Raw genomic sequence first — 22,726 nt, 5'->3', positions numbered from 1 at the left:
CTGCGGAAAGGTACCCAAGAGGTCTAAGGGGGCTGACTCGAAATCAGTTAGGCGTCGCAAGGCGTGCGTGGGTTCGACTCCCACTCTTTCCGCCACTAACTTCATTAAATAAACCAATCTCTTACGTCTGTGACGTAGGGGATTTTTTGTTTGTGGAATAAAAGGTCAACAGATTGTGATAAAGTGAAAAGCACTAAGATAAACCATGAGGGTAAAGGAAGAAACGATTACAAATCTATTGGGATGAATAAGGCGTTATAACAAAAAAATGCTCCTGACAGCGGGGAAATTATTGCCGTTAGGAGCACTCTTTTGTTATAGCTGGTTAGGCGGGTAATGATAGCGTTTTGTTTTTTTTGAGCCAGAGATCATCAGAAGGATCGCCGCAATCAAATGGAGAGCCCAGCCCACAAAGGGTATCCAGGCCAGCAAAGAAGTGAGTACTCCCCATACAGAGCCGTAGATCGCCTCCTGATTGCGTAACGATAGGATAAGTGTTACTGCATGCAGGATAAGCATAAATCCCAGAGCCGAGTAGCCGGTCCCCATGACAATAGCTCCCCCCACAATTGGTACGGCAAGCACCAATTCGAATATACCTGATATCCACTTTAATATTCGAGAATAGCTCATCTTTAAACCTCCGTAGATAGTAGGTCTTTGTACTTGGATATATTCTAGCAGAAGGAGCTCAATTAATCTGCATTTTACCAGGATATGCAAAAAGTCCGATAATGCAACAAAGGAGGACCACAAAGGTCCTCCATCGTAGGCGATACATTTTTAACAGGATACGATCTGTCCAATCACATCATGAAACTCGGTGTACTGACCAGCAATACCGTGTCGAAAAGACAGTGTCCTTTTACACAAACCTAACGCTTCTAATGCCCGGAATGGATCTCCTAACAGTTTGTCCGGCTACGTCGTCCAACGGAACCACACCTCTCTGTTGTATCGCCTAATCATAATATGGCCAGGATTCCGAGGAAATATACATTAGTGGACACGAGCTTTCGTTTTTTTCTTCCATTTGCGATTATGGTTGGCGGTTTCGGGAAAAGAATCGCCTCTTTCCAGCGTTACTTGCTGTGGGTTTTGGATTTCAGTATGGAAGCTCTTTTCTCCGACCTCCATGTATACGCCGTCGTTTGGGACCTTATCCCCTGGTTCGAACTCAGTCTTTTCACCCATACGGTGGTGCCTCCTTAGATAAATGAATTTGGACTGCAACGGTTATTGTGCGCTGTCTTGAACAGAAACATGCGAAACCGGGTATACAGATACTGAGTGAATCAAATGATTTCCTTTATATATGCGAAATTTTTGATATGCTATAAAATTGTATAAAGCTTATGATATGCAGTGTTTTTAGCCGTTTTAGGCTTGTTTATTGAATTTGTAGGTTGCATTCAGTTGTTGGATTTGGTAAACTGTTTTAGTGCGAGTTTAGGCTCGTTCCTTGCTCTCAACTGAGATTGAGGGCCTTATGTCCATAAGGAGGTGTAAAGAATGCGCAAATATGAAGCGATGTATATTATTCGTCCTGACATTGAACAAGAAGCTGTTCAAGCGACAGTCGATAAATTCCAAGGTATCATCTCTAACGGCGGTGGCGAAATTACGAGTCACGATGTAACTAAACGCCGTCTTGCGTATGAGATCAAGAAATTCCGTGATGGTTCTTTCGTTCTGGTAAACTTCACAGCAGAACCTGCTGTTGTTACTGAGCTTGAGCGTATCATGAAAATTTCTGACGAAGTAATTCGTTATCTCATTACGAACGACGTAGCTTAATTATTGTACGTGATTATGTAATGAACAACGCTCAAAGGAGGGGATTGGATTGTTGAACCGTGTCATTCTGATCGGTCGTTTGACCAAAGATCCAGAGCTGCGCTATACACCGTCTGGTGTAGCAGTAACCCAGTTCACCCTGGCTGTAGACCGTCCGTTTACGAGTCAAGGCGGCGAACGGGAAGCGGATTTCTTGCCGATCGTAACCTGGCGTCAGCTTGCTGAAACATGCGCTAACTATCTTCGCAAAGGTCGTTTAACGGCTGTTGAAGGCCGTGTTCAGGTGCGTAATTATGAGAACAATGAAGGAAAACGTGTATACGTGACTGAAATTGTAGCTGATAATGTGCGTTTCTTGGAATCTAACCGCGATGGCGGTAACGGTGGCGGCAATAGCGGTGGAGCTGCGCGTGAGGAGTCTCCTTTCGGAGGCGGTAACAGCAATAGTGGACGCGGGAATAATAACTCGCGAAACAATCAGGATCCTTTTTCCGATGACGGAAAACCGATCGATATTTCGGATGATGATTTACCATTTTAATTGGGAAAGGACTGACAAAGAATGGGCTTCAGACAAAGAGAAGGCGGAGACGATAACAAAAGACCAGCTCGTCGTGGTGGTCGCAACAAACGTCGTAAAGTATGTTTCTTCACTGTGAACAAAATTACTCACATTGACTATAAAGATACAGACCTGCTTAAAAAATTCATCAGCGAACGTGGAAAAATTCTTCCTCGTCGTGTGACTGGAACAAGCGCGAAATATCAACGTATGTTGACAATCGCTGTTAAACGTTCCCGTCAAATCGCATTGCTTCCTTACACTACTGAATAGTAGTGGGTGGAAAAAAGAGACGTTCCCGATCCCGGGAGCGTCTTTTTTTGTGATTTTTTATATTGACAACAAGTCCCATCTATTGTAACTTACTAATAATACAATCCATGTTTACCCATAACGATAGTATACCTTTTAATGGCTTGTGAAATTGCAAGCTCCTCAACTCGCCAGAGTAAACATTTCGGCATTCTGAAATGTTATTTTATATTACATGAAATCCTGGTTTTTGTCATTTTCCACAAGTAAAATTCATAAACTTTACATAAATAGATGTTTTGCATTTGTATATTACATAAAAAAAGATATTGACGTGATATTATTTTACACTTAAGATAAACCTTAATAAAAATGTAATGGTTGTTAGTGTACAAAATTGACCAGAGGTCTAAAACACGCGTTTACGTTATTAGGACAGTAAGGAGGATGTGCAACTTCATTTTCAAACCTCAAGCTTTAACGAATCACCGCAGGAATGAGACAGGCTGTTAAATAAAGAACCGACTAAGGGGGATTAACAGGATGATGCAGACGAAAAAATGGGTTTCTTTGCTTATGATGCTTACGATCGTTGGTGTTCTGTTTGCAGGATGTAGCGGAGGTGCTAATGAGGCACAGCCACAGCAAGGCAATGCGGACAATAAGACAGAGGGAAATGAAGCAAGTGCACCTGTTACGGAGGGCGTTATTAAAGCGACGGATTTGTCGCAAAATCCTCCAGGAGCGACTAATCGGAAAGATAACATTGTAGTAGGTATGACATCACCTAAAGGGGTATTTAATCCGCTATTCTGGCAAACGACTTACGATCTATATGTAGTCAGAACAGTATTTGACTCCTTCTTACAGGTGAAGGCAGATGGTACATATGAAAATAGTTTGGCTGACAAGGTTGATGTATCGCCGGATGGTCTAAAATATACATTCCATCTGAAACCAGGTGTGAAGTATAGTGACGGCACCCCAGTAACCGTGAAGGATTATGCTTTTGTACTCAAAGTGCTGCATGATCCGAATTATGATGGAGAAACCGATGTATTGTCTTTTAAGATTAAAGGCGGTAAAGAATATCACGATGGCAAAGCAAATGATATCTCGGGGATCAAAGTCATTGATGATAACACAGTAGAGGTCACCGTTACAGAAGCAACAGCGTATACAAAGGATTTTCTGGGTGAGCAATACTTCATGCCGGAAGCTTATTACGGAAAAGGGTTCAAAAAGGGTAACCTGGACAGCATCAAAGCGCTTAATAATAAGCCAATCGGTTCTGGTCAGTATGTACTGAAGAGCTTCTCCCCGGGTCAACAAGTCGTTCTTGAAGCGAATCCAAACTACTTCAAGGGCGCACCAAAGGTGAAGTCAGTTATTTTCAAAACGACAACAGAAGAAACAAACCTGTCTATGCTGCAAACAGGCGAAACGGACATGGACAACATCACAGTTACGGAAGACAATGTAGAGGAATTAAAGGCTCTAGGCTTCTTGGACGTGAATATTATGCCGACCAATGGCTATGGATATATTGCGTTTAATCACAAGGAAAAGAAATTCCAGGATCCTAAAGTACGTCAGGCTTTAACTATTGGTTTAAACCGTAAAGAGATTGTGCAGGGCGTGTATGGCCCATATGCGAATGTCATTAACATTCCACAATCTACAGAATCCTGGTCTTATACGGATGAAGGCATCAACAAATATGAATTTGATACAGCGAAGGCGAAGGCTTTGCTGGATGAGGCAGGCTGGAAGGTTGGTGCTGACGGGATTCGCGAAAAGGATGGCGAAAAGCTGACCATTAATTTCTCTGCGACTGCTGATAATCCAGTAGTAGAGGCCTTGCTGCCAATCATGTCCAATAACTATAAGGAGCTAGGCATCAAGCTGACTTCCGAAACTCTAGATTTTAACGCTATTATGGATAAAAAGGATACGGGCAAGTTCGATATGTTCTTCGCGGCTTGGGGCTTAACTCCAGACCCGGATACAACGACTTTTATTACGAATGGTGCACAAAATGATATCGGCTATTCCAATAAGAAGGTCGATGAACTAACGCTTGCTGGTAAGCATGAGCTGGATCAAGAGAAACGCAAACAGATTTATAAACAGCTCTATCAAGAGTTGAACAAAGATCTGCCAACTATTTTTATGTACCAACGCAGAGATATGTGGCCAGTTAATGGACGTGTAACCGGCTTGGAAATTACACCATACAAAGATTTTGAGTTCACTCTGCATAACGCTCAGATCGCTCAATAAGGGTTGCCAAACGTATGCTCAGCTCTCACGAGCTGGGCATATCACTTTATTCGTCTGGAGGAATGAATATGAAGCAGTACATTATTCGAAGACTGCTGCAACTCATCCCCACACTTATTGGCATATCCATTATCGTATTTGCGATTTCAGCCATGGTGCCGGGTGATTATATTACAGCCAAGCAGAACCCAAATATGACCGCCGAAAAGGCGCAGCAGCTACGACATATCTACGGGCTGGATAAACCGGAATACCAACGCTATTTTATATGGGCCGGTAATATGTTAAAGGGGAATATGGGGGATTCATTACAGCATAAGCAGCCGGTAACGAAGGTCATTGGCAATTATGTATGGAACTCATTTATTATCGCTTTTTTTAGTCTTATTTTCAGCTGGTTGATTGCGGTTATTGCAGGGGTATTTTCAGCCAAGTTCCAATATTCGTTATTCGATAAGTTTGTCACATTATTTATTTTCTTATGTATGTCGCTGCCTTCATTTTTTATTGGTCTATTGGTCATCAAAATATTTGCCCTGGAGTGGGGAATTCTCCCGGTTGGGGGCATGACCACAGCAGGGATGGAGCCAGGCTCATGGGCTTATATGGTGGATGTTCTCAAGCATATGTTCCTGCCGACACTCGTACTTACGATGCTGAGCACAGGAAGCCTGACCCGGTATTTCCGTACAGGCATGTTGGAGGTCATTCGTCAGGATTATATTCGTACCGCACGCGCCAAGGGCTTGAAGGAACGGACAGTTATTTTCAAGCACGCACTGCGCAATGCACTGATTCCAGCCATCACACTACTCGGCTTCGAGCTTCCGGCCTTATTTGGCGGGGCGATGATTCTGGAGAAGGTATTTGTGTGGCCAGGTGTGGGTCAGGTTTATCTGGAGTCGATTAGTATGCGGGATTATCCGTTTATGTTGGGCTTCACGATTTTCTTAGCGTTACTTACGCTTATCGGTAATTTGCTCTCTGATGTATTGTATGGCATGGCAGATCCAAGAATTCGCTTGAAGTAGGAGGGATACTATTGTCCGCAGAAACAGTCACGATTGAAACGAATCAAAAGGCGGCGATCCGTCCTGAAGCGTCTCCATGGAGAATCGCCGTTCGCCGTTTTAACCAAAACCGTCTGGCTTTGGCTGGTCTCGTTATATTAATTCTGATGGTTGTCATTTGTAGTTTTGGACCGATGATTTCACCTTATCATTTAGATGATTACAGGCTAGCTGACAAAAATTTATCGCCTAATGCTAAGTACTGGCTCGGTACGGATAAGTTTGGTAGAGATATTTTGCTGCGTACAATGCTGGCTGGCCGTATTTCCTTGACGGTAGGGCTGGTCGCCACGTTTATTTCGGTTATGATCGGCGCAACGCTGGGTGCGCTGGCAGGGTTTTATCGTAAAGGCGTGGATACGGTTATTATGCGGATTGCCGATATTTTCATGGCACTCCCTACATTACCGCTGCTTATTATTTTAGGTGCTGTTCTGTCGGATTTGAAGGTCGATCCGTCGAATCGCATTTATTTTCTGATGCTCATTATCGGGGTCCTGAGCTGGACTAGCTTGTCCCGTCTGGTCAGAGGGCAGATTCTTACGCTGCGTGAACAGGAGTTCATGCAGGCGACGGAAGCGCTAGGCTTGAGAGACCGTCGCAAAATATTCCGGCATTTGCTGCCGAACACGATTCCTACCATTATTGTTACGGCTACGCTTGGAGTAGCGGGTGCGATTATTACAGAATCTGCGCTCAGCTACTTGGGAATCGGTGTTGTGCCGCCCACACCTTCGTGGGGGAATATGATATCGGCTGCGAATAACCTAATTGACTTCCGCAAACGGCCTTGGATATGGGTTCCACCGGGAATGTGTATTCTCATTACAGTTGTAGCGATTAACCTGATTGGCGACGGTTTGCGTGACGCACTGGACCCTAAAATGAAGAAGTAGGAGACGAACGTTTATGAAAAATGCTTTGATTGAATTTCGTAACCTGAAAACCCACTTTCATACCTCTAACGGAACTGTCAAAGCGGTCAATGACGTCAGTTTTAAAATTCGTGAGGGTGAAACGCTCTGTGTGGTAGGAGAATCAGGCTGCGGTAAGAGTGTAACAGCGATGACGATGATGCGGTTGATTGATTCTCCCCACACCTCAGACGGACAAATCTGGTTTGAGGGCAAGGACCTCCTAAAACTCAATAAAGGTCAAATGCAGCAGATTCGCGGTAATGACATCTCGATTATTTTTCAGGAGCCCATGTCTTCTCTGAATCCCGTACTTACGATTGGGGAACAGATCACGGAGCCGTTGCTGATGCATACATTAATGAGTAAAAAAGAAGCACATGCTCGGGCAATTGAGCTGATTAACCTGGTGGGGATTTCACGATCGGAAGAAATATTTCATTCCTATCCTCATGAATTGAGTGGCGGTATGCGCCAGCGGATCATGATTGCCATCGCATTAAGCTGTAATCCGAAGCTATTGATTGCGGATGAACCAACAACGGCACTGGATGTTACGATTCAGGCGCAGATTCTGGATTTAATGCGGGATTTGAAGGATAAGCTTAAAACCTCCATTATGCTCATCACGCACGACTTAGGCGTTGTGGCAGAAATGGCTGACTATGTGGTCGTTATGTATGCTGGAAACGTCATTGAAGAGGCGCCTGTCATTGAGCTGTTTAAAAATCCGCAGCATCCATATACTCAAGGCTTACTAAAGGCGAAGCCCGTCATTAATCAGAAAATGGATCGACTGTATTCCATCCCAGGACAGGTTCCAAACCCGATTGAGTTGGGGGAAAATTGTCATTTTCATGATCGGTGCTCCCATTGTATGCAAATTTGCAAGGATCAGGCTCCTCCCTTGAATGAAAAGGAGAATGGTCATAAGGTTGCCTGCTGGCTATATGAGAAAGAAGGAGGGCAACGGATATGAGCGAGCCTTTGATTCAAGTGGAAGGGCTGAAAAAGTATTTCCCGATCACAGGCGGGATTTTTCAGCGTACTGTCGGACATGTGAAAGCAGTCGATGATGTATCCTTTAACATTCATAAGGGTGAATCCTTCGGTCTGGTAGGAGAATCGGGTTGCGGCAAAAGTACGATTGGACGAACAATTCTCAGATTGATGGATAAGACAGAGGGATCGGTACGATATAAAGGAGAAGACTTGCATGCGTTAAACAAAGAGCAGATTCGTGCGCTTCGTCCGAAGTTGCAAATCGTCTTTCAGGACCCTTTTAGCTCACTGAATCCGAGAATTAAGGTCGGTGAAGCCATTGGAGAGGCGTTGCTGGATCACGGGTTGATTGATCGTAGTGAGCTGCGGAAGAAGGTCAATGAAACGCTGAATATTTGCGGCCTGTCCTCGTATCATTATGATCGGTATCCGCATGAGTTCTCTGGCGGTCAGCGTCAGCGGATCGGGATTGCACGGGCTTTGATTTTGAATCCTGATTTTATTGTGGCTGACGAGCCGGTATCTGCTCTGGATGTGTCTATTCAGGCCCAGATCATTAACTTGTTAAGTGATTTGCAGCAGGAACGCCAATTGACCTATCTGTTCATCTCGCATGATCTAAGTGTAGTCGAGCATCTTTGTAGCCGGATTGGTGTGATGTATCTGGGTTCAATGGTAGAGCTTTCCTCCAAGGAGGAACTGTTCAGTAATCCACTTCATCCGTACACGAAGGCGCTGCTATCGGCAGTACCGATTCCCGATCCCACGATTAAGAGACAACGGATTGTGTTGAAAGGAGACATCCCATCTCCGGCCAATCCGCCTTCAGGATGCAAGTTTCATACACGTTGTCCTATGGCAGAAGCACGTTGTAAAACAGAGATTCCGGTATACCGCGATGCGGGCGATCAGCATTTTGTAGCCTGTCACTTTGCCTAAAATATAATAATTAGGACAGCAAAATATCCGTCATCCTGAAGCAGAATTGACGGATATTTTGGCGTGGAATAAAAAAGGTAAAAAAATTGTATCTTTTTTTCGAAAAATTGCAGACAAAATGGATTTTTCATCGTCTAATAGAGTATGGAGGTTATTACGATGATGAAAAAACACTGGATACGTTGGGCTATTGTCGTCCCGTTACTTATTATATTGATTTTTATTACACTTGGACCCCGCCTGTTGATCGGAAAGCCGAATGTGGATGCAGAGGCAGCGGTGCTGATGGACATGCATACTGGGGAATTGCTGATGGATGTGAACGGTGATACACCTATGCCTTCCGCAAATATGTCCAAGCTCATGACCGAGCTATTGGTGCTGGAGGATATTCGGGCCGGACGGTTAGGTTGGAATGATGAAGTGCGAATTAGCCGTTACGCGAGTACGGTGGGTGGTGTAAATCTGTCTCTTCGGTATGGTGAAAGGATGACCGTATCCGAGTTGTTCCAGAGTATGGTTGTGTATTCAGCGAATGATGCCGCTGTCGCGTTAGCCGAGCGTTCAGCAGGGAATGAATCAGCTTTTGTGAAGCGTATGAATGGAAAAGCTGCCCAAATAGGGTTGTCATCCGATAGTCGCTTCAGCAATGCCTCGGGGGCAGGTCAGAGTGAATTGGGGCCCAATCACCCTGAGGATATTCAGGGAGAGACGAAAATGACAGCAAGCGACACGGCGAAGTTGGCCTCCTATTTGATTACGTCACACCCGGAGATTTTGAGAACGTCCAGTCGTACGCAGATGGAGTTGAAGGATAAAGGCATCTACATTAGTAATACGAACTGGATGCTGCCTTCCTTGGCTGGACCGTACTCTTACGCAGGAACAGACGGACTGAAAGCAGGGTACACAAGCGATGCTGGATACTGCTTCACGGGTACCGCTGAGCAGCATGGAAGACGGCTAGTTGCTGTGGTGCTGGGTGCTCCGAGCAAGGAAGAGCGTTTTGAGCAGACCCGGAGGTTGTTCGATTATGGTTTTGCCCTGTCGACTTCTTTTCCGGTGCGACTACAAAATTTGGCGAAACTGGCTCCACATTAAGGGAAAAATGACTTTGAAAGCTACATAGGATACGAATAAAAACATGAATTGGGGCTTTGACCGTGAGGTCGAGGCCCTTTTTGGTATGAATTCGAGGAGCTGACCACGCCATGACACTTTTGACAACAAGGTAGCAGACCTTTTATGCTTTGAGGGGAAGTTTTCGCTTCATGAGGGATCAATTCGGTTTAATGAAGAGATGGGATTTGTGACGGAAAGAAGGAAGGTACCGGTTATGGAGAGAAGACATAGGAGAAGGACCCGTGGAAAGACCAAAAAGAAAAAGAGGTTTACCGCTCTATATATTTCATGTATTGTTTTATTTTTGATTGCATTGGGAGGCTACCTGTTCCGCAAACAGCTGACACTGGTGGCTTTTGACTGGTTTGTATCACCGACGTTGGAAAGCAAGCTGGAGAAATCCTATCAGCCCCGACAATCCGGGGAACAGCAGCAGCAAGAGACAGTAGCTTACCGTAAGGAACCTTTTTCGGTACTGTTATTGGGTACGGATCAAAGACCCAATGAAAAGGCGCGTGGTCGCTCGGATACGGTTATGTATGCGGTAGTACGGCCCGCGGAATCGCGTGTGCTTCTGGTTTCTATTCCAAGGGATACGTACGTACAGATTGCCGGACATGATCCGAATCGCGATGGCGAGGATGATTTTGATAAGTTGGGGCATGCTTATGCGTTCGGAGGCGAAGATATGTCCATGGCTACAGTAGAGAAGTTGATGGAGCATAAGGCCGATTATTATGCTACGATTAATTTCCAGGGTATTCAGGATGCGGTGAATGCAGTGGGTGGAGTTGTGCTTCCAATCGACAAGCCCATTGAGAATAAGAATCCGCTGCATATCAAGTTCCGTATTGAGGCGGGCAAGCCGCTTTATAATGGTGAGGAAGCCATGTATTATGTTAGATATCGGGAAGATAGCGACTTCAACCGTACCAAACGGCAGCAAATTTTCCTGAACGCTATGGCGGATAAGCTGCTGAATATCAACGGAATTACCAAGATTCCAGAGTTGCTCGATATTATGGGAGCCAATTTCAAAACCGACATGGAACCTACTTTTATTACTGGGCTTGGCAAGCAGGCTATTTCACAGGGGAATCCGCAAATTTCAAGTTTTACGATTACGGGGGAAGGGTTCAAGAAGAAGGGCCTGTATTATGACCGGGCTAATGAACAGGAACTTGAATATGCCAGACTCATAATTGCCAACTGGCTAGATTCCGATACAACCCCGCAGACGCTGAGGCTTCCCGACAAGCAGGACATTCAGTGAATAATCAATTGATTTATATTTGATTTTGAGGGGGATTCGTTTCTCATGAATATCGCTTTTTTCTTGCTTCCCAAACAGGAAGTTGCTTGTGTAACGGCGGATGCTACTTTACGGCAAACGTTGGAACGGATGGAATATCACCGTTTTACAGCGGTTCCTATTTTAGATAAGGAAGGTAGATATACAGGTACGGTTACAGAAGGTGATCTGTTGTGGCATATGAAAGAGTCCGAGGGAAAAATCACCTTTGAAAACGCTTCTAAGTTTATGCTTAAGGACGTTCCGTTGCGGGTTACGATGAAGCCCGTATCCATTGATGCTAACATGGAGGATTTAATCAATTTGGCTAAGGTACAGAACTTTGTGCCCGTTGTAGATGATATGGAACGGTTTATTGGCATTGTACGTCGGAGCCAGATTATTGAGTATTGTGAAAAATTTGTATCCAGGGAATCGCTTAATACTTCAAGCTAAAATAAGCAACAAAGCTGCTCCGAAAATAACAATTTACCCTATGGGGTAACAGTTATTTTCAGAATAGGATATGCTATAATGGAGAATAAAGCTTTTTCAGAGGGGTGTGACTCTTCATCATATGCCTAAAGAAATGGATGTAGTTAAACGAGCCAAGGTTATTGAATGGCTTAAAACAGAGGTGCTGGACCAAGTCTCCCGTTTGTTTAAGGCAATGTGGGAAGGCAGTACAGCCCGCATTGGTGATTGCTTGGCGAGCTTAGTGATGAGCAGTTATATTTTGGGGAGGCGCCTTGGAGTGTCTTACCGTGAATTGGATGATCTACTCATCGACAAGCTAAGAAAGCACAGAAAAGAAGGACACCAGCTGGAGGATTGGTATCAGGACATTTCCGCACTGGAAGAACATATGCGTAAGAGGTGAAAACGTTGAAATTCCGCTTGGCAACTGTAGCATGGAGCGTCATTTATTTGCTTCTGCTGCTGACTCTATTGACACCATTAAGAATCATTACCGTATTTTTGCTGATTGTGCCTGGCGCTGTATTGTTTTCATCGCTGCCTTTCAAAGGATTTCTGGTTCACGTCATACCGGTGCTGTTCATTATAGCGCTACTCGATGTGTATTCGCTGCTCCCTGCGATTTATTTTCTGATTCCTTCAATCATGATGGGACGGATATATAAAAAGGGAGGACCTGCTTTTCAGGCGTTGATGACCGGAATGGGCATTATTTTAGCTGAGTTGTTGGTTGTTCTGTTTATCGCTACGTATTCCTTTGGGTTTGATCTTTCGCAGTATCTTCGTGATCAGGCTGCGATATCGGCAAGTATTGTACAGCAGGTTTTGAGTGTTAATCCGATGTTTTCAAACATGAATTGGACGGCAGAGGATACGCAGAAACTCGGCACAATGCTGATTGGAAAAATTCCGTATGTGCTGATCATGACCTCGTTCATATTGGCAGTGATTACGCATGCTTTGGCACGTCCGGCATTGAGCAGTCTCGATGTACCAGTACGCAAAATGAAGCCTGCCCGTGAGTGGAGGCTACCGCGCGCGCTGATCTGGTATTATCTGCTGGCAATTGTAATTGAATGGATAGCAGGGTCTTCCGATAGCAGCTGGATTCAAATGGTCTCCATTAGTATGCTGCCGCTGATTCATGCATGTTTTATTATCCAGACGATTGGTTTTGTATACTTCTGGACGCATAGCCGTAAAATGAGCCCGGTGATTGCGTTGCTGCTGTCGCTCGTCGTTCTGGTGTTCCAGCCGCTCCGCATTATAGGTATTATTGATTTGGCCTTTCCGCTGCGTGAAGCTATTACAAGATCAAAGAAATAGGGTGAACAGTCATGCCTAAATTTCTACAAAAACGCTGGCACGGCTATCAGACGGTCTGGGCGTTTTTACTGCTGCTGGTGCTTGTCATATGTATTTCCATGTACAACTGGGAACTGGGTGTGATGGGACTGCTGCTGTCATTCTTGCTCGGCGGGCTGATGCTGAAGACGGAATTGGATTTTCGTCGGGAACTGAATCAATATATCAGCGGTCTTTCCTTCCGGATCAAGCGGGTGGAAGGGGAAGCGATTAGTACATTGCCGTTCGGCATCATTTTATACAGTGAAAATCGAACGGTAGAATGGCACAATCGGTTTGCCGGGGAGATGTTCGAGGAGCAATCGCTAATTGGTGAGTCTCTTCAAGATTTGTTTCCTCAACTCGCAGGTGCCCTAAGCACCAAAAAGGAAACAAAGGAGTCTGCTCGTGAGCTGAAGGTGGAGCTACAGCATGATGAGCGTCATTATCAGTTTCTGATTGTGCCCGATGAGCGTCTGATATATTTGTATGAAGTAACGGAGTTGGCGGTGCTACGCAAGCAGTATGAAAACGAGCGATTGGCGCTCGGTATCGTCATGCTCGATAATATGGACGAGGCTGCTCAGGGAATGGACGATCAGCAACGAACCGCGCTTATTGCGAAGGTATCAAGCGAGATTACATCTTGGGCTAATCAGTACAATATTTATTTGCGTCGATTATCTTCTGAGCGTTATCTCATTATGCTAAATCATAAAGCGCTTCAGGAGCTGGAGCAAAGTCGATTCGTCATTCTGGATACCGTAAGGGAAATGACGGCGGATTTGAAAGTACCGATGACACTAAGTATTGGCTTGTCCTTCGGTGCAGAGAGCATCAAGGAGCTAGGTGAGCTGGCCCAATCCAGTCTAGATATGGCGCTCGGACGTGGGGGCGATCAGGCAGCAGTGAAGGCGGGACAACGCCTGTCCTTTTACGGAGGCAAGTCCAATGCTGTCGAGAAGCGTACCAGAGTACGTGCCCGAGTCATTGCACATGCGTTGCGTGATCTGATGCAGGAGAGCGACCGTGTGCTGATCATGGGACACAAAATACCGGACATGGATGCAGTGGGAGCGGCCATCGGTGTGTGGAAGGCTGCGGCACTCTACAATGTAGAGGCACATATCGTACTGGATAAATCCAATCCGTCTATCGACCGAATGATGGAGCAGGTAAACAAGGATGAGAAGTTATCGCAAGCGCTCATGACGCCAGAGCAGTCGCTCCAGCTGATGACTGAGCACAGTCTGCTGGTCGTGGTGGACACGCACAAGGCCTCCATGACAATTGAGCCGCGTTTGGTGCAAACGGCCAGCCGGGTGGTGGTTGTCGACCATCATCGTCGGGGCGAGGAATTTATTAACGATTCGGTTCTGATCTACTTGGAGCCATACGCGTCATCGGCCTGTGAGCTGGTGACCGAGCTGCTCCAATATATTCATGAGAAGGTCCAACTGACACCGCTGGAGGCAACATCACTGCTGGCAGGGATTACGGTGGATACCAAGCATTTTTCCCTGCATACAGGCTCGCGCACATTCGAGGCAGCCGGCTTTTTACGGCGTAGCGGAGCAGATACTGTTATGATCCAGCGCATGTTAAAAGAGGACCTGGATGAATATATTGCTAAGGCGGAAATTATTAAGCATGCTAAAATGATATATGGGCATATCGCAATTGCGGTGACAGAGCCCGGACAGAAAATACCGCAGCTCCTGATTGCTCAGGTGGCGGATTCATTACTCAATATGACGGATGTACTGGCCTCCTTTGTGGTCAGTGAACGTCCTGACGGCCTGGTGGGGATCAGCGCCCGTTCACTCGGACGCATGAACGTACAGGTCGTCATGGAACGGCTAGGCGGCGGAGGACATCTGACGAATGCGGCGGTTCAGCTGGATTGCCCGCTGGAGGAAGCCAAGCGCAGAGTGGTCGACGTGCTGGCCGAAATTGATGGGGAAGAGGGGTTATTTGAATGAAAGTGATATTCATTAAAGATATGAAGGGCCAAGGCAAGAAGGGGCAGATTAAGGAAGTGTCGGACGGTTATGCAGCGAATTTCCTGTTGCCGCGTGGTGTTGCCCGTCCAGCGACAGAAGGGAATATGAAGACGCTGGAAAATCAGAATGCTGCTGAGGAAAAGCGCAAGCAAGAGGAAAAGGAAGAGGCGCAAGCGCTCGGCAAAAAGCTGGAGGAGACAGAGGTTCAGCTCAAGGCGAAGGCTGGTGAAGGCGGAAGGCTGTTCGGCGCGATTACAAGCAAGCAAATTGCGGAGGCAGTAGCTAAAACCGGCATCAAGCTGGACAAACGCAAAATTGAACTGGAAGAACCGATTCGTACGTTGGGCGTGACTCAAATGACCGTTAAGCTTCATCCTGAGGTCAAAGCTACGCTGAAAGTACAGGTGATTGAAGAATAATTATGGGCGGCGAATTTTTTGATCGGATTCCTCCGCAAAATCTGGAGGCTGAACAGGCGGTTATCGGGTCTATTTTGCTCCAGTCTGAAGCACTGATTACCGCAATGGAGCGGGTGCAGACCGAGGACTTTTATGATAAGGCTCATCAGATGATTTACGAAGCAATGATTGAGCTGGGTGAATCCGGACAGCCGATTGACTTGGTTACGCTGACCTCGAAAATTCAGGACAAGGGACAGCTAGAGGATATCGGTGGTGTCAGTTATCTGGCGAAGCTGGCTCACGGGGTGCCAACAGCGGCTAACGTAGATTACTATGCCCAGATCATTGAAGAAAAAGCGATGCTTCGTCGCTTGATTCGTGCAGCTACGCAGATTGTGAGCGAAGGCTATAGCAGTGGCGAGGATGTCGCTGGTATGCTGAGCGATGCTGAGCGCAAGATTATGGAGATATCCAACGGGCGCTCAGGTAGTGGTTTTATTGCCATCCGCGATGTCGTGATGGAAGTGTTTGACCGCGTTGAATTGCTGCATCAGAACAAGGGCAATACGACTGGGATTCCGTCCGGGTTTGTTGATTTGGACAAGATGACGGCGGGGTTCCAGCGCAATGACTTGATCATTGTGGCCGCCCGTCCATCCGTAGGTAAAACAGCGTTTGCTCTGAATATTGCGCAAAACGTTGCGGTTCGGGCAAAGGAGACAGTAGCCATCTTCAGTCTGGAGATGTCGGCCGCTCAGCTCGTGCAGCGGATGATTTGTGCCGAGGCCAATCTGGACGCGAACGTCATGCGGACAGGTGAGTTTAAAGGCGACGACGATTGGGCGAAGCTGACGATGGGCATTGCAGCCTTGTCAGAGGCGGAAATCTATATCGATGATACACCCGGCATCACTGTGGCGGATATCCGTGCCAAATGCCGCCGTCTCAAGGCGGAAAAGGGACTGGGTATGATCGTAATCGACTACTTGCAGCTTATTCACGGACGAGGCAAAGCAGGCGAGAACCGGCAGCAGGAGGTATCTGAAATCTCACGGACATTGAAGCAAATCGCTCGTGAACTTGAAGTGCCTGTAATTGCCCTCTCCCAGCTGAGCCGGGGTGTGGAGCAGCGTCAAGACAAGCGGCCGATGATGAGTGACTTGCGGGAATCGGGTTCTATCGAGCAGGATGCTGATATCGTGGCGTTTCTGTACCGGGATGATTACTATAATCAGGAAACAGAAAAGAAGAATATTATTGAGATTATCATTGCCAAGCAGCGTAACGGCCCGGTCGGTACGGTAGAGTTGGTCTTTCTCAAAAATTATAATAAATTCGCTAATTACGAGCGTGCCCATTCGGATGCGTTCGCCGGATAACATATTAGTATCATTAAAAAAGGCTCTTTCGACGCGGATTTCGCGATCTCGAAGGGGTCCTTTTTTATAGAATTCACATATTTTCATATAAGGAATGAAACTCTCAATTACGAACAATACTATTTTCATGTAATATAATGTTCGCTTTTTATTTGACTTTAAAAAATGGTGCTGTTACACTTATAGTGCTGCTTCAACGCAGTGGGGAGAACATTACGCCCGGGGCTTTCCGAACCTACGGAATGTCTGCGACGGACGTTTTTTCCTGCTGTCCGAGAGCGCTCCATATCTGCTCGCTCAGGCGGTTGAAGTCGGATATGCGTAGTGTGTCAGCTCAAAATCAGAGTGTCTGTGGGCACTCCACGGAGGAATGAAACATGTCAACTGTAGTCGTTGTGGGAACACAATGGGGAGACGAAGGCAAAGGTAAAATCACGGACTATCTGGCGGAAAGCGCTGAAGTAGTGGCCCGTTACCAAGGCGGAAACAATGCTGGTCATACGATTCTCATTGACGGTAAAAAGTACAAGCTGAGCCTGATTCCATCCGGCGTTTTTTATGAAGATAAAAAGTGTGTTATTGGCAACGGCATGGTCGTAAATCCAGCCGCTCTTATTGAAGAAATTACTTACATTCATGATAATGGTTTTTCCACAAAAAATCTGGTTATTAGCGACCGTGCACATGTGATTATGCCGTACCATATGACGCTGGATGTGCTGGAAGAAGACCGCAAGGGTCCTAACAAAATTGGTACTACCCGTAAAGGGATCGGCCCTGCTTATATGGATAAAGCTGCACGTAACGGTATTCGTATTGCTGATTTGCTGGATGCAGAGGAATTCGAAAAGAAGCTGCGCCATCAAACGAAAGAAAAAAATCAAGTGATTGAACAAGTATATGGCGGCGAGCCATTGGATGTAGAAGCAATACTAAAACAGTATCTGGAATATGCTGAATTTATCCGTCCTTATGTAGGAGATACATCTGTCGTGTTGAATGATGCAATTGACGCAAATCAAAAGGTACTGTTTGAAGGTGCGCAAGGCGTTATGCTTGATATCGACCAAGGTACGTATCCTTACGTTACGTCCTCCAACCCGTCGGCTGGCGGCGTATGTATTGGTTCCGGTGTGGGACCATCCAAGATTCAACAAGTCATCGGTGTAGCTAAATCGTATACAACTCGTGTTGGCGATGGACCCTTCCCAACTGAGCTGAACGATGAAGTCGGCGATTACATTCGTGAAACAGGTCATGAGTACGGTACGGTTACAGGTCGTGCTCGTCGTGTAGGCTGGTTTGACAGCGTCGTTGTGCGCCATGCCCGTCGTGTCAGTGGATTAACGGGTCTTTCCCTGAACTCGCTGGACGTATTGACTGGCCTGAAAACGGTGAAAATTTGCACAGGTTACAAGTACCGCGGTGAGGTGATTACGCATTATCCGGCTAGCCTGAAAATGCTGGCGGAGTGCGAAGCGGTATATGAAGAAATGCCAGGTTGGAGCGAAGACATCACTGGCGTGAAAACGCTGGAGGAACTGCCTGAGACTACACGCAATTACGTACAACGCGTGTCTGATCTGACAGGTATCCCAATTGCTATTTTCTCGGTTGGGCGTAATCGTGATCAAACGAATCAGGTGCTTCCGATTTATTTGTAGGACAAGAATGATATAGCTATTAATACATGTTCAAAGAGAGAGGCTGTTAGCAGCCTCTCTCTTTTTTTATTCTGTGAAGTGTTAAATGGTATCTTTCCCTTTACATAATCTTATCTTCCTTGTCGATTTGTGATAACAAACCCTCTCTATAATCCAAATAGAAAAGAGATTTGGACGTCTAGACGTCTTGAGAGGGATGAATTATGAACTGGTATCTTCGCTCACTCGGCACACGCAAAATTGTTGAATTCATCGTGCTTATCATTTTCGTCATCTTTTTCCTGGGGCCTCTGACCAATCTCCTCCTCTTGGCGGTTTCAGGAAAATGGCAGTATCCTGCACCGCTCCCGCAGAGCTTGTCACTGGAATGGTGGAAGTTTGTACTTACCCAGGATGATGTAGTCAGCTCGATTTCCCTATCCTTCCTGATTGCGATTACCGTTACGGTCTGCTCCATTATCGTATGTATTCCTGCTGCTTATGCCTTTGCACGAATTTCTTTCCCGCTCAGTAAGTGGTTCCTTTTCTCATTCCTGCTTACGCATGCTTTTCCGAAAATGGGTTTGTATGTGTCCATTGCCGTGCTATTCTACCAATTCGGTTTGATGAACACTTTTGCAGGCATTGTGCTCATCCATATGGTAAACACACTCATGTATATGACCTGGATTCCATCCTCTGCCTTCCGCAGCGTACATCGTGCACAGGAGGAGTCGGCGCGGGATGCTGGAGCCGGACCCTTTCGGGTGTTTTGGAAAATCACCTTTCCTATGGCGCTGCCCGGCATTGTGGTTGCCTCCATCTTTACCTTTCTTGCTTCACTGGATGAAGCACAGGGGACACTTCTTGTCGGAACGCCGGACTATAAAACAATGCCAGTCATCATGTATTCCATCATTGCTGATTATCCGAGCACAACAGGTGCTGTTTTCTCAGTCATTCTAACCCTGCCAACGATCATTCTCATATGGGCAGCCAAGCGTTTTGTAAGTGCCGATGTACTGGCAGGCGGATTTCAGGTGAAATAACGTAATTGGTCAAAAGAGGAGTTTGCAAAATCCTGAAAAAGGAGCCTAAGCTAATGCCCATTCAATTATCCATTCAAGAGTTAACCAAGCGCTTCAAGACAGGAGACGGAGTCAAAGGCATTTCACTTGACGTGATGAAGGGAGAGCTGGTGACACTGCTGGGACCTTCCGGCTGTGGTAAAACAACTGTGCTTCGCTCCATTGGCGGTTTTTTGGACCCGGACAGTGGCGACATTCAGATTCAGGGTAAAAGCGTACTCAAGCTGCCGCCCGAAAAACGTCCGACGGCTATGGTGTTCCAAAGCTATAATTTGTGGCCGCATATGACCGTGTATGACAACCTGGCTTTCGGGTTGAAGATTCGAAAGGTGAAGAAGACAGAAATTGACCGTCAGGTGAAGGAAGCGCTAGCGCTGGTTCGGCTAGAGAGCGCAGAGCGTAAAACGCCGGGACAGCTCTCGGGAGGTCAGCAGCAGCGGGTAGCACTCGCTCGGGCTTTGCTGCTAAAGCCTGATGTATTGCTGCTGGACGAGCCTTTTTCCGCGCTTGATGCCAAATTGCGCATGGAGATGAGAGAGGAGCTGCGTGATATTCAGACCCAGACAGGAATGACGATGGTGTTCGTCACCCATGATCAGGAGGAGGCGCTGTCCATTTCCGACCGAATCGTCGTTATGAATGCGGGCCGGATTGAGCAACTTTCTTCGCCGCAGGAGATTTATGACAAGCCACAGTCCCTTTTTGTAGCGGGTTTTATTGGCCGTATCAATTTATTAAAGGGGGTGAGCACAGGTCGCAGTGTCTCTGTGAGCGGAATACCGTTTGCACAAGAGCATGAATACACAGGTGAATCCATGGTTGGTGTAAGACCAGAGGATATTGTTCTGACGACGGAAGAAAATGGTTCTCTAGCCGGAACAATCAGACAAGTGATGATTCTAGGGCATTATGCGGAAGTTTCGCTGGATAGCGGTACCCATCATCTGAAAATGTTTGTGCCGCGTGAACGAGCGGCCGAGCTGCGCAGTGGAGAGCACATCAGATTCAGCTTCAGTAAAATAGTTACTTTTCCAGCAGCACAGTGAAGATTCACGATCAACCTCTATATCGCATCAATGTCCGTCACGAACGCATCATCTGATGATGCTGCGAACTTGTGCAACTATCTAAAGGAGGCAACAACGTGTTTGGGAAAAAGAATATGGGTCTGGTTTTGGCAGGGGTACTTAGTTTATCGTTGTTGGCTGGTTGTGGTAACGGCGGTAATGCCGCCACGGCTACAGGGGAAGCCAAGTCTACAAAAGCGGGGGCCGCTACGGGAACGACGGAAATTTCCTTGTACACTGGAGGGTCTCTGAACGTCAAAGAGCTGTGGGAAACGTTAATCAAGGACTTTGAAGCTAAAAATGATCACGTTAAGGTCAAACTGGTGTATTTGCCAGCAGGGACCGGAGGCGCATCTACACTGGATCGCCTGATTGCAGCCAAGAAAAGCGGGCAAACCGATACAGATATCGACCTGTACGAAGGCAGTCTGGATGACATCACCAAGGGGGTAGGCGAGAAACTGTGGGAAACGGTTGACGCTGCCAAGGTTCCAAATTTGAAGAATGTTGATGAAACATATCTCAAGCAAGTCAACAATCAGGCCATTCCATATCGTGCCTCTTCGGTTGTCCTTGCCTATAACAGTGCAAAAGTAGCGACGCCTCCGAAAACAGCCGACGAGCTGTACACGTGGATTCGCCAGCATCCAGGCAAGTTTGCTTATAACGATCCGTCTACGGGTGGGTCAGGCAGCTCGTTTGTGAACACGGTGATCTATAATTTCCTTCCGCCAGAGGCGATGAACAGTGATGATCCGGCAAATATGAAGAAATGGGATCAAGGCTTCTCACTGCTTAAGGAGCTGGGCCCTTCAATGTACCAAAAAGGAGTCTATCCTAAGAAGAACCAAGGCACGCTTGATATTTTGGCGAGTGGAGAGGTTGATATGGTTCCAGCCTGGTCTGATATGGCGCTCGAGCAGCTGGCTAAAGGGCTACTTCCAGACACGGTGAAGCTGACACAGATCGATCCTGCTTTTACAGGGGGACCCTCTTATCTGATGGTTCCTTCGCTCTCCTCCAAAAAAGAAGCCACTCAGGAATTCTTGAATTATATACTGACGCCTGAAGCGCAAACGGTGGTTATTAATAAAATGTACGGCTACCCGGGGATTAAGTGGAATCTGATGCCAACGGAGCTGCAGGAGAAATTCAACAGTGTATCTTCTGGATACCGCAGCTTTAACAGCGGAGAGCTTCAGCAGGAAATTTACAAACGCTGGCAAAGTGAAGTAGCGGGCGGTTGATCATGAGTTCATTGTCCAAAAGGGGGATGCTGGGGCTTGCCCTGGTCATCCCGTCTTTTCTCATTTTGCTGGTCGTCGTTATTATTCCGATTCTTTATGCCGTGAAGGAAAGCTTGATTGATCAATATGGAACGGGCTACGGGCTGGCCAACTATATTCGGCTGTTCACGGAACCTGCCATGCGTAGAAATATCATGTATACCATTAGTGTCACGCTAGTCTCGACGGCCCTTACTCTGGTCATCAGCTATGCTTTGGCGATTTATCTGAGATTCGGCAAAGGGGTTGTCGTGAAGTGGATAGGCCGGTTGTATTTTATTCCGATGTTTGTTCCCGGTGTAATTGCAACGTATGCGATCATTACCATGTATGGCAATCACGGTTGGGCTGCACGTCTTTTGCTGCCGCTTGGAATTGAAACGATCCCGAGGATTATTTATGACTACAAGGGTCTGGTGCTGGCTAATTTGTGGTTCAACATTCCGTTCGCAACCATGCTGCTCAGCTCGGCACTTGCCAGCATTCCAAACGCTGTCGTCGAAAGTGCCAGAGATGCTGGAGCCAGCACGATGCAGCTGTTTGGTCGCTTTATTTTACCCCTTTCCTATAAAACGATGTGGGTTGCGGTGACCTTCATTTTCATGGGAATCATGGGCAGCTTTACGGCTCCCTTCCTGATCGATGCCAACTCACCACAAGTGTTGGGTGTTGCGATGCAGCAGGTGTTTTCCAGCTATCAGGAGACGCATACGGCCAGCGCAATGGCAGTATTTATGTTTTTACTGTGTTCTTTTATGGGCTACTTTTATATTCGGACAATGGTGAAGGATGCGGATGCCAGCTAG

23 protein-coding genes and 1 tRNA gene are annotated in these 22,726 nt (G+C 46.5%); 22 read left to right on the top strand and 2 right to left on the bottom strand.

Annotated elements, in window-relative coordinates:
• Positions 1-4 precede the first annotated feature (4 nt).
• A tRNA-Ser gene (locus tag ACYCS5_RS14700) sits at positions 5-95 on the top strand.
• A 220-nt stretch (positions 96-315) separates the two neighbouring features.
• Here the strand turns inward: ACYCS5_RS14700 and ACYCS5_RS14695 are convergent.
• Together ACYCS5_RS14695 and ACYCS5_RS14690 are read right to left on the bottom strand one after the other, a co-directional pair.
• Positions 316-633 (bottom strand): hypothetical protein, encoded by a 318-nt coding sequence (locus ACYCS5_RS14695; protein WP_029518959.1) that lies wholly within the window; start codon positions 631-633, stop codon positions 316-318.
• Between the two features lie 366 nt (positions 634-999).
• Entirely contained in the window at positions 1,000-1,194 is a 195-nt protein-coding gene (locus ACYCS5_RS14690) for a YjzC family protein (protein WP_013312803.1), read from the bottom strand.
• Positions 1,195-1,512: 318 nt separating this feature from the next.
• Between ACYCS5_RS14690 and rpsF the strand changes: the two genes are divergently transcribed.
• From rpsF to ACYCS5_RS14585, 21 genes are all read left to right on the top strand, one after another.
• On the top strand, positions 1,513-1,797 hold the full coding sequence (rpsF, locus tag ACYCS5_RS14685; protein ID WP_013312802.1) for a 30S ribosomal protein S6: 285 nt from the start codon (positions 1,513-1,515) through the stop codon (positions 1,795-1,797).
• Between the two features lie 49 nt (positions 1,798-1,846).
• On the top strand, positions 1,847-2,338 hold the full coding sequence (ssb, locus tag ACYCS5_RS14680) for a single-stranded DNA-binding protein (protein ID WP_013312801.1): 492 nt from the start codon (positions 1,847-1,849) through the stop codon (positions 2,336-2,338).
• 21 nt (positions 2,339-2,359) lie between these two features.
• Positions 2,360-2,632 carry a 30S ribosomal protein S18 gene (gene rpsR / locus ACYCS5_RS14675; RefSeq protein WP_013312800.1) on the top strand — a complete coding sequence of 91 codons (273 nt, stop codon included), beginning with the start codon at positions 2,360-2,362 and terminating at the stop codon, positions 2,630-2,632.
• A 522-nt stretch (positions 2,633-3,154) separates the two neighbouring features.
• A complete protein-coding gene (locus ACYCS5_RS14670; RefSeq protein WP_459761274.1) occupies positions 3,155-4,894 on the top strand; it encodes an ABC transporter substrate-binding protein in 1,740 nt (579 codons plus the stop codon).
• A gap of 68 nt (positions 4,895-4,962) precedes the next feature.
• Positions 4,963-5,925: an ABC transporter permease gene (locus ACYCS5_RS14665; RefSeq protein ID WP_023991143.1), complete on the top strand. Its 963-nt coding sequence runs from the start codon at positions 4,963-4,965 to the stop codon at positions 5,923-5,925.
• An 11-nt stretch (positions 5,926-5,936) separates the two neighbouring features.
• A complete protein-coding gene (gene opp4C, locus ACYCS5_RS14660; RefSeq protein ID WP_029518954.1) occupies positions 5,937-6,860 on the top strand; it encodes an oligopeptide ABC transporter permease in 924 nt (307 codons plus the stop codon).
• A 13-nt stretch (positions 6,861-6,873) separates the two neighbouring features.
• Positions 6,874-7,857 (top strand): ABC transporter ATP-binding protein, encoded by a 984-nt coding sequence (locus ACYCS5_RS14655; protein ID WP_459761273.1) that lies wholly within the window; start codon positions 6,874-6,876, stop codon positions 7,855-7,857.
• On the top strand, positions 7,854-8,819 hold the full coding sequence (locus tag ACYCS5_RS14650; protein ID WP_013312795.1) for an ABC transporter ATP-binding protein: 966 nt from the start codon (positions 7,854-7,856) through the stop codon (positions 8,817-8,819). Before ACYCS5_RS14655 ends, ACYCS5_RS14650 begins: the two co-directional genes overlap by 4 nt.
• 159 nt (positions 8,820-8,978) lie before the next feature.
• On the top strand, positions 8,979-9,920 hold the full coding sequence (locus ACYCS5_RS14645) for a D-alanyl-D-alanine carboxypeptidase family protein (RefSeq protein WP_069012452.1): 942 nt from the start codon (positions 8,979-8,981) through the stop codon (positions 9,918-9,920).
• 235 nt (positions 9,921-10,155) lie between these two features.
• Positions 10,156-11,214, top strand: coding sequence for an LCP family protein (locus ACYCS5_RS14640; RefSeq protein ID WP_340933804.1), 1,059 nt, complete (start codon positions 10,156-10,158; stop codon positions 11,212-11,214).
• Between the two features lie 45 nt (positions 11,215-11,259).
• Positions 11,260-11,688 carry a CBS domain-containing protein gene (locus ACYCS5_RS14635; RefSeq protein WP_013312792.1) on the top strand — a complete coding sequence of 143 codons (429 nt, stop codon included), beginning with the start codon at positions 11,260-11,262 and terminating at the stop codon, positions 11,686-11,688.
• A 121-nt stretch (positions 11,689-11,809) separates the two neighbouring features.
• On the top strand, positions 11,810-12,112 hold the full coding sequence (locus ACYCS5_RS14630) for a MazG-like family protein (protein ID WP_013312791.1): 303 nt from the start codon (positions 11,810-11,812) through the stop codon (positions 12,110-12,112).
• A gap of 5 nt (positions 12,113-12,117) precedes the next feature.
• Entirely contained in the window at positions 12,118-13,035 is a 918-nt protein-coding gene (locus ACYCS5_RS14625; RefSeq protein WP_165145440.1) for a DUF2232 domain-containing protein, read from the top strand.
• Between the two features lie 11 nt (positions 13,036-13,046).
• Entirely contained in the window at positions 13,047-15,035 is a 1,989-nt protein-coding gene (locus ACYCS5_RS14620) for a DHH family phosphoesterase (protein WP_165145441.1), read from the top strand.
• Complete coding sequence (gene rplI, locus ACYCS5_RS14615; RefSeq protein ID WP_165145442.1) at positions 15,032-15,475, top strand: 50S ribosomal protein L9; 444 nt, start codon at positions 15,032-15,034, stop codon at positions 15,473-15,475. Before ACYCS5_RS14620 ends, rplI begins: the two co-directional genes overlap by 4 nt.
• Positions 15,476-15,477: 2 nt before the next feature.
• The gene (gene dnaB / locus ACYCS5_RS14610; RefSeq protein WP_013373892.1) at positions 15,478-16,836 is read left to right on the top strand and encodes a replicative DNA helicase; all 1,359 of its coding nucleotides are present in this window, start codon (positions 15,478-15,480) and stop codon (positions 16,834-16,836) included.
• 377 nt (positions 16,837-17,213) lie between these two features.
• The gene (locus ACYCS5_RS14605; RefSeq protein ID WP_029518946.1) at positions 17,214-18,500 is read left to right on the top strand and encodes an adenylosuccinate synthase; all 1,287 of its coding nucleotides are present in this window, start codon (positions 17,214-17,216) and stop codon (positions 18,498-18,500) included.
• Between the two features lie 203 nt (positions 18,501-18,703).
• Positions 18,704-19,528, top strand: a complete 825-nt coding sequence (locus ACYCS5_RS14600) for an ABC transporter permease (RefSeq protein WP_459761272.1) — start codon at positions 18,704-18,706, stop codon at positions 19,526-19,528.
• A 53-nt stretch (positions 19,529-19,581) separates the two neighbouring features.
• Entirely contained in the window at positions 19,582-20,613 is a 1,032-nt protein-coding gene (locus tag ACYCS5_RS14595) for an ABC transporter ATP-binding protein (RefSeq protein WP_029518944.1), read from the top strand.
• A gap of 98 nt (positions 20,614-20,711) precedes the next feature.
• Positions 20,712-21,881 (top strand): extracellular solute-binding protein, encoded by a 1,170-nt coding sequence (locus tag ACYCS5_RS14590; protein ID WP_025723151.1) that lies wholly within the window; start codon positions 20,712-20,714, stop codon positions 21,879-21,881.
• A 2-nt stretch (positions 21,882-21,883) separates the two neighbouring features.
• Entirely contained in the window at positions 21,884-22,726 is an 843-nt protein-coding gene (locus ACYCS5_RS14585; protein WP_165145443.1) for an ABC transporter permease, read from the top strand.

This window comes from Paenibacillus sp. SEL3, assembly GCF_054602585.1.
Note: the sequence above shows the minus strand (reverse complement) of the source record. Positions and strands in the feature narration are given on the sequence as shown.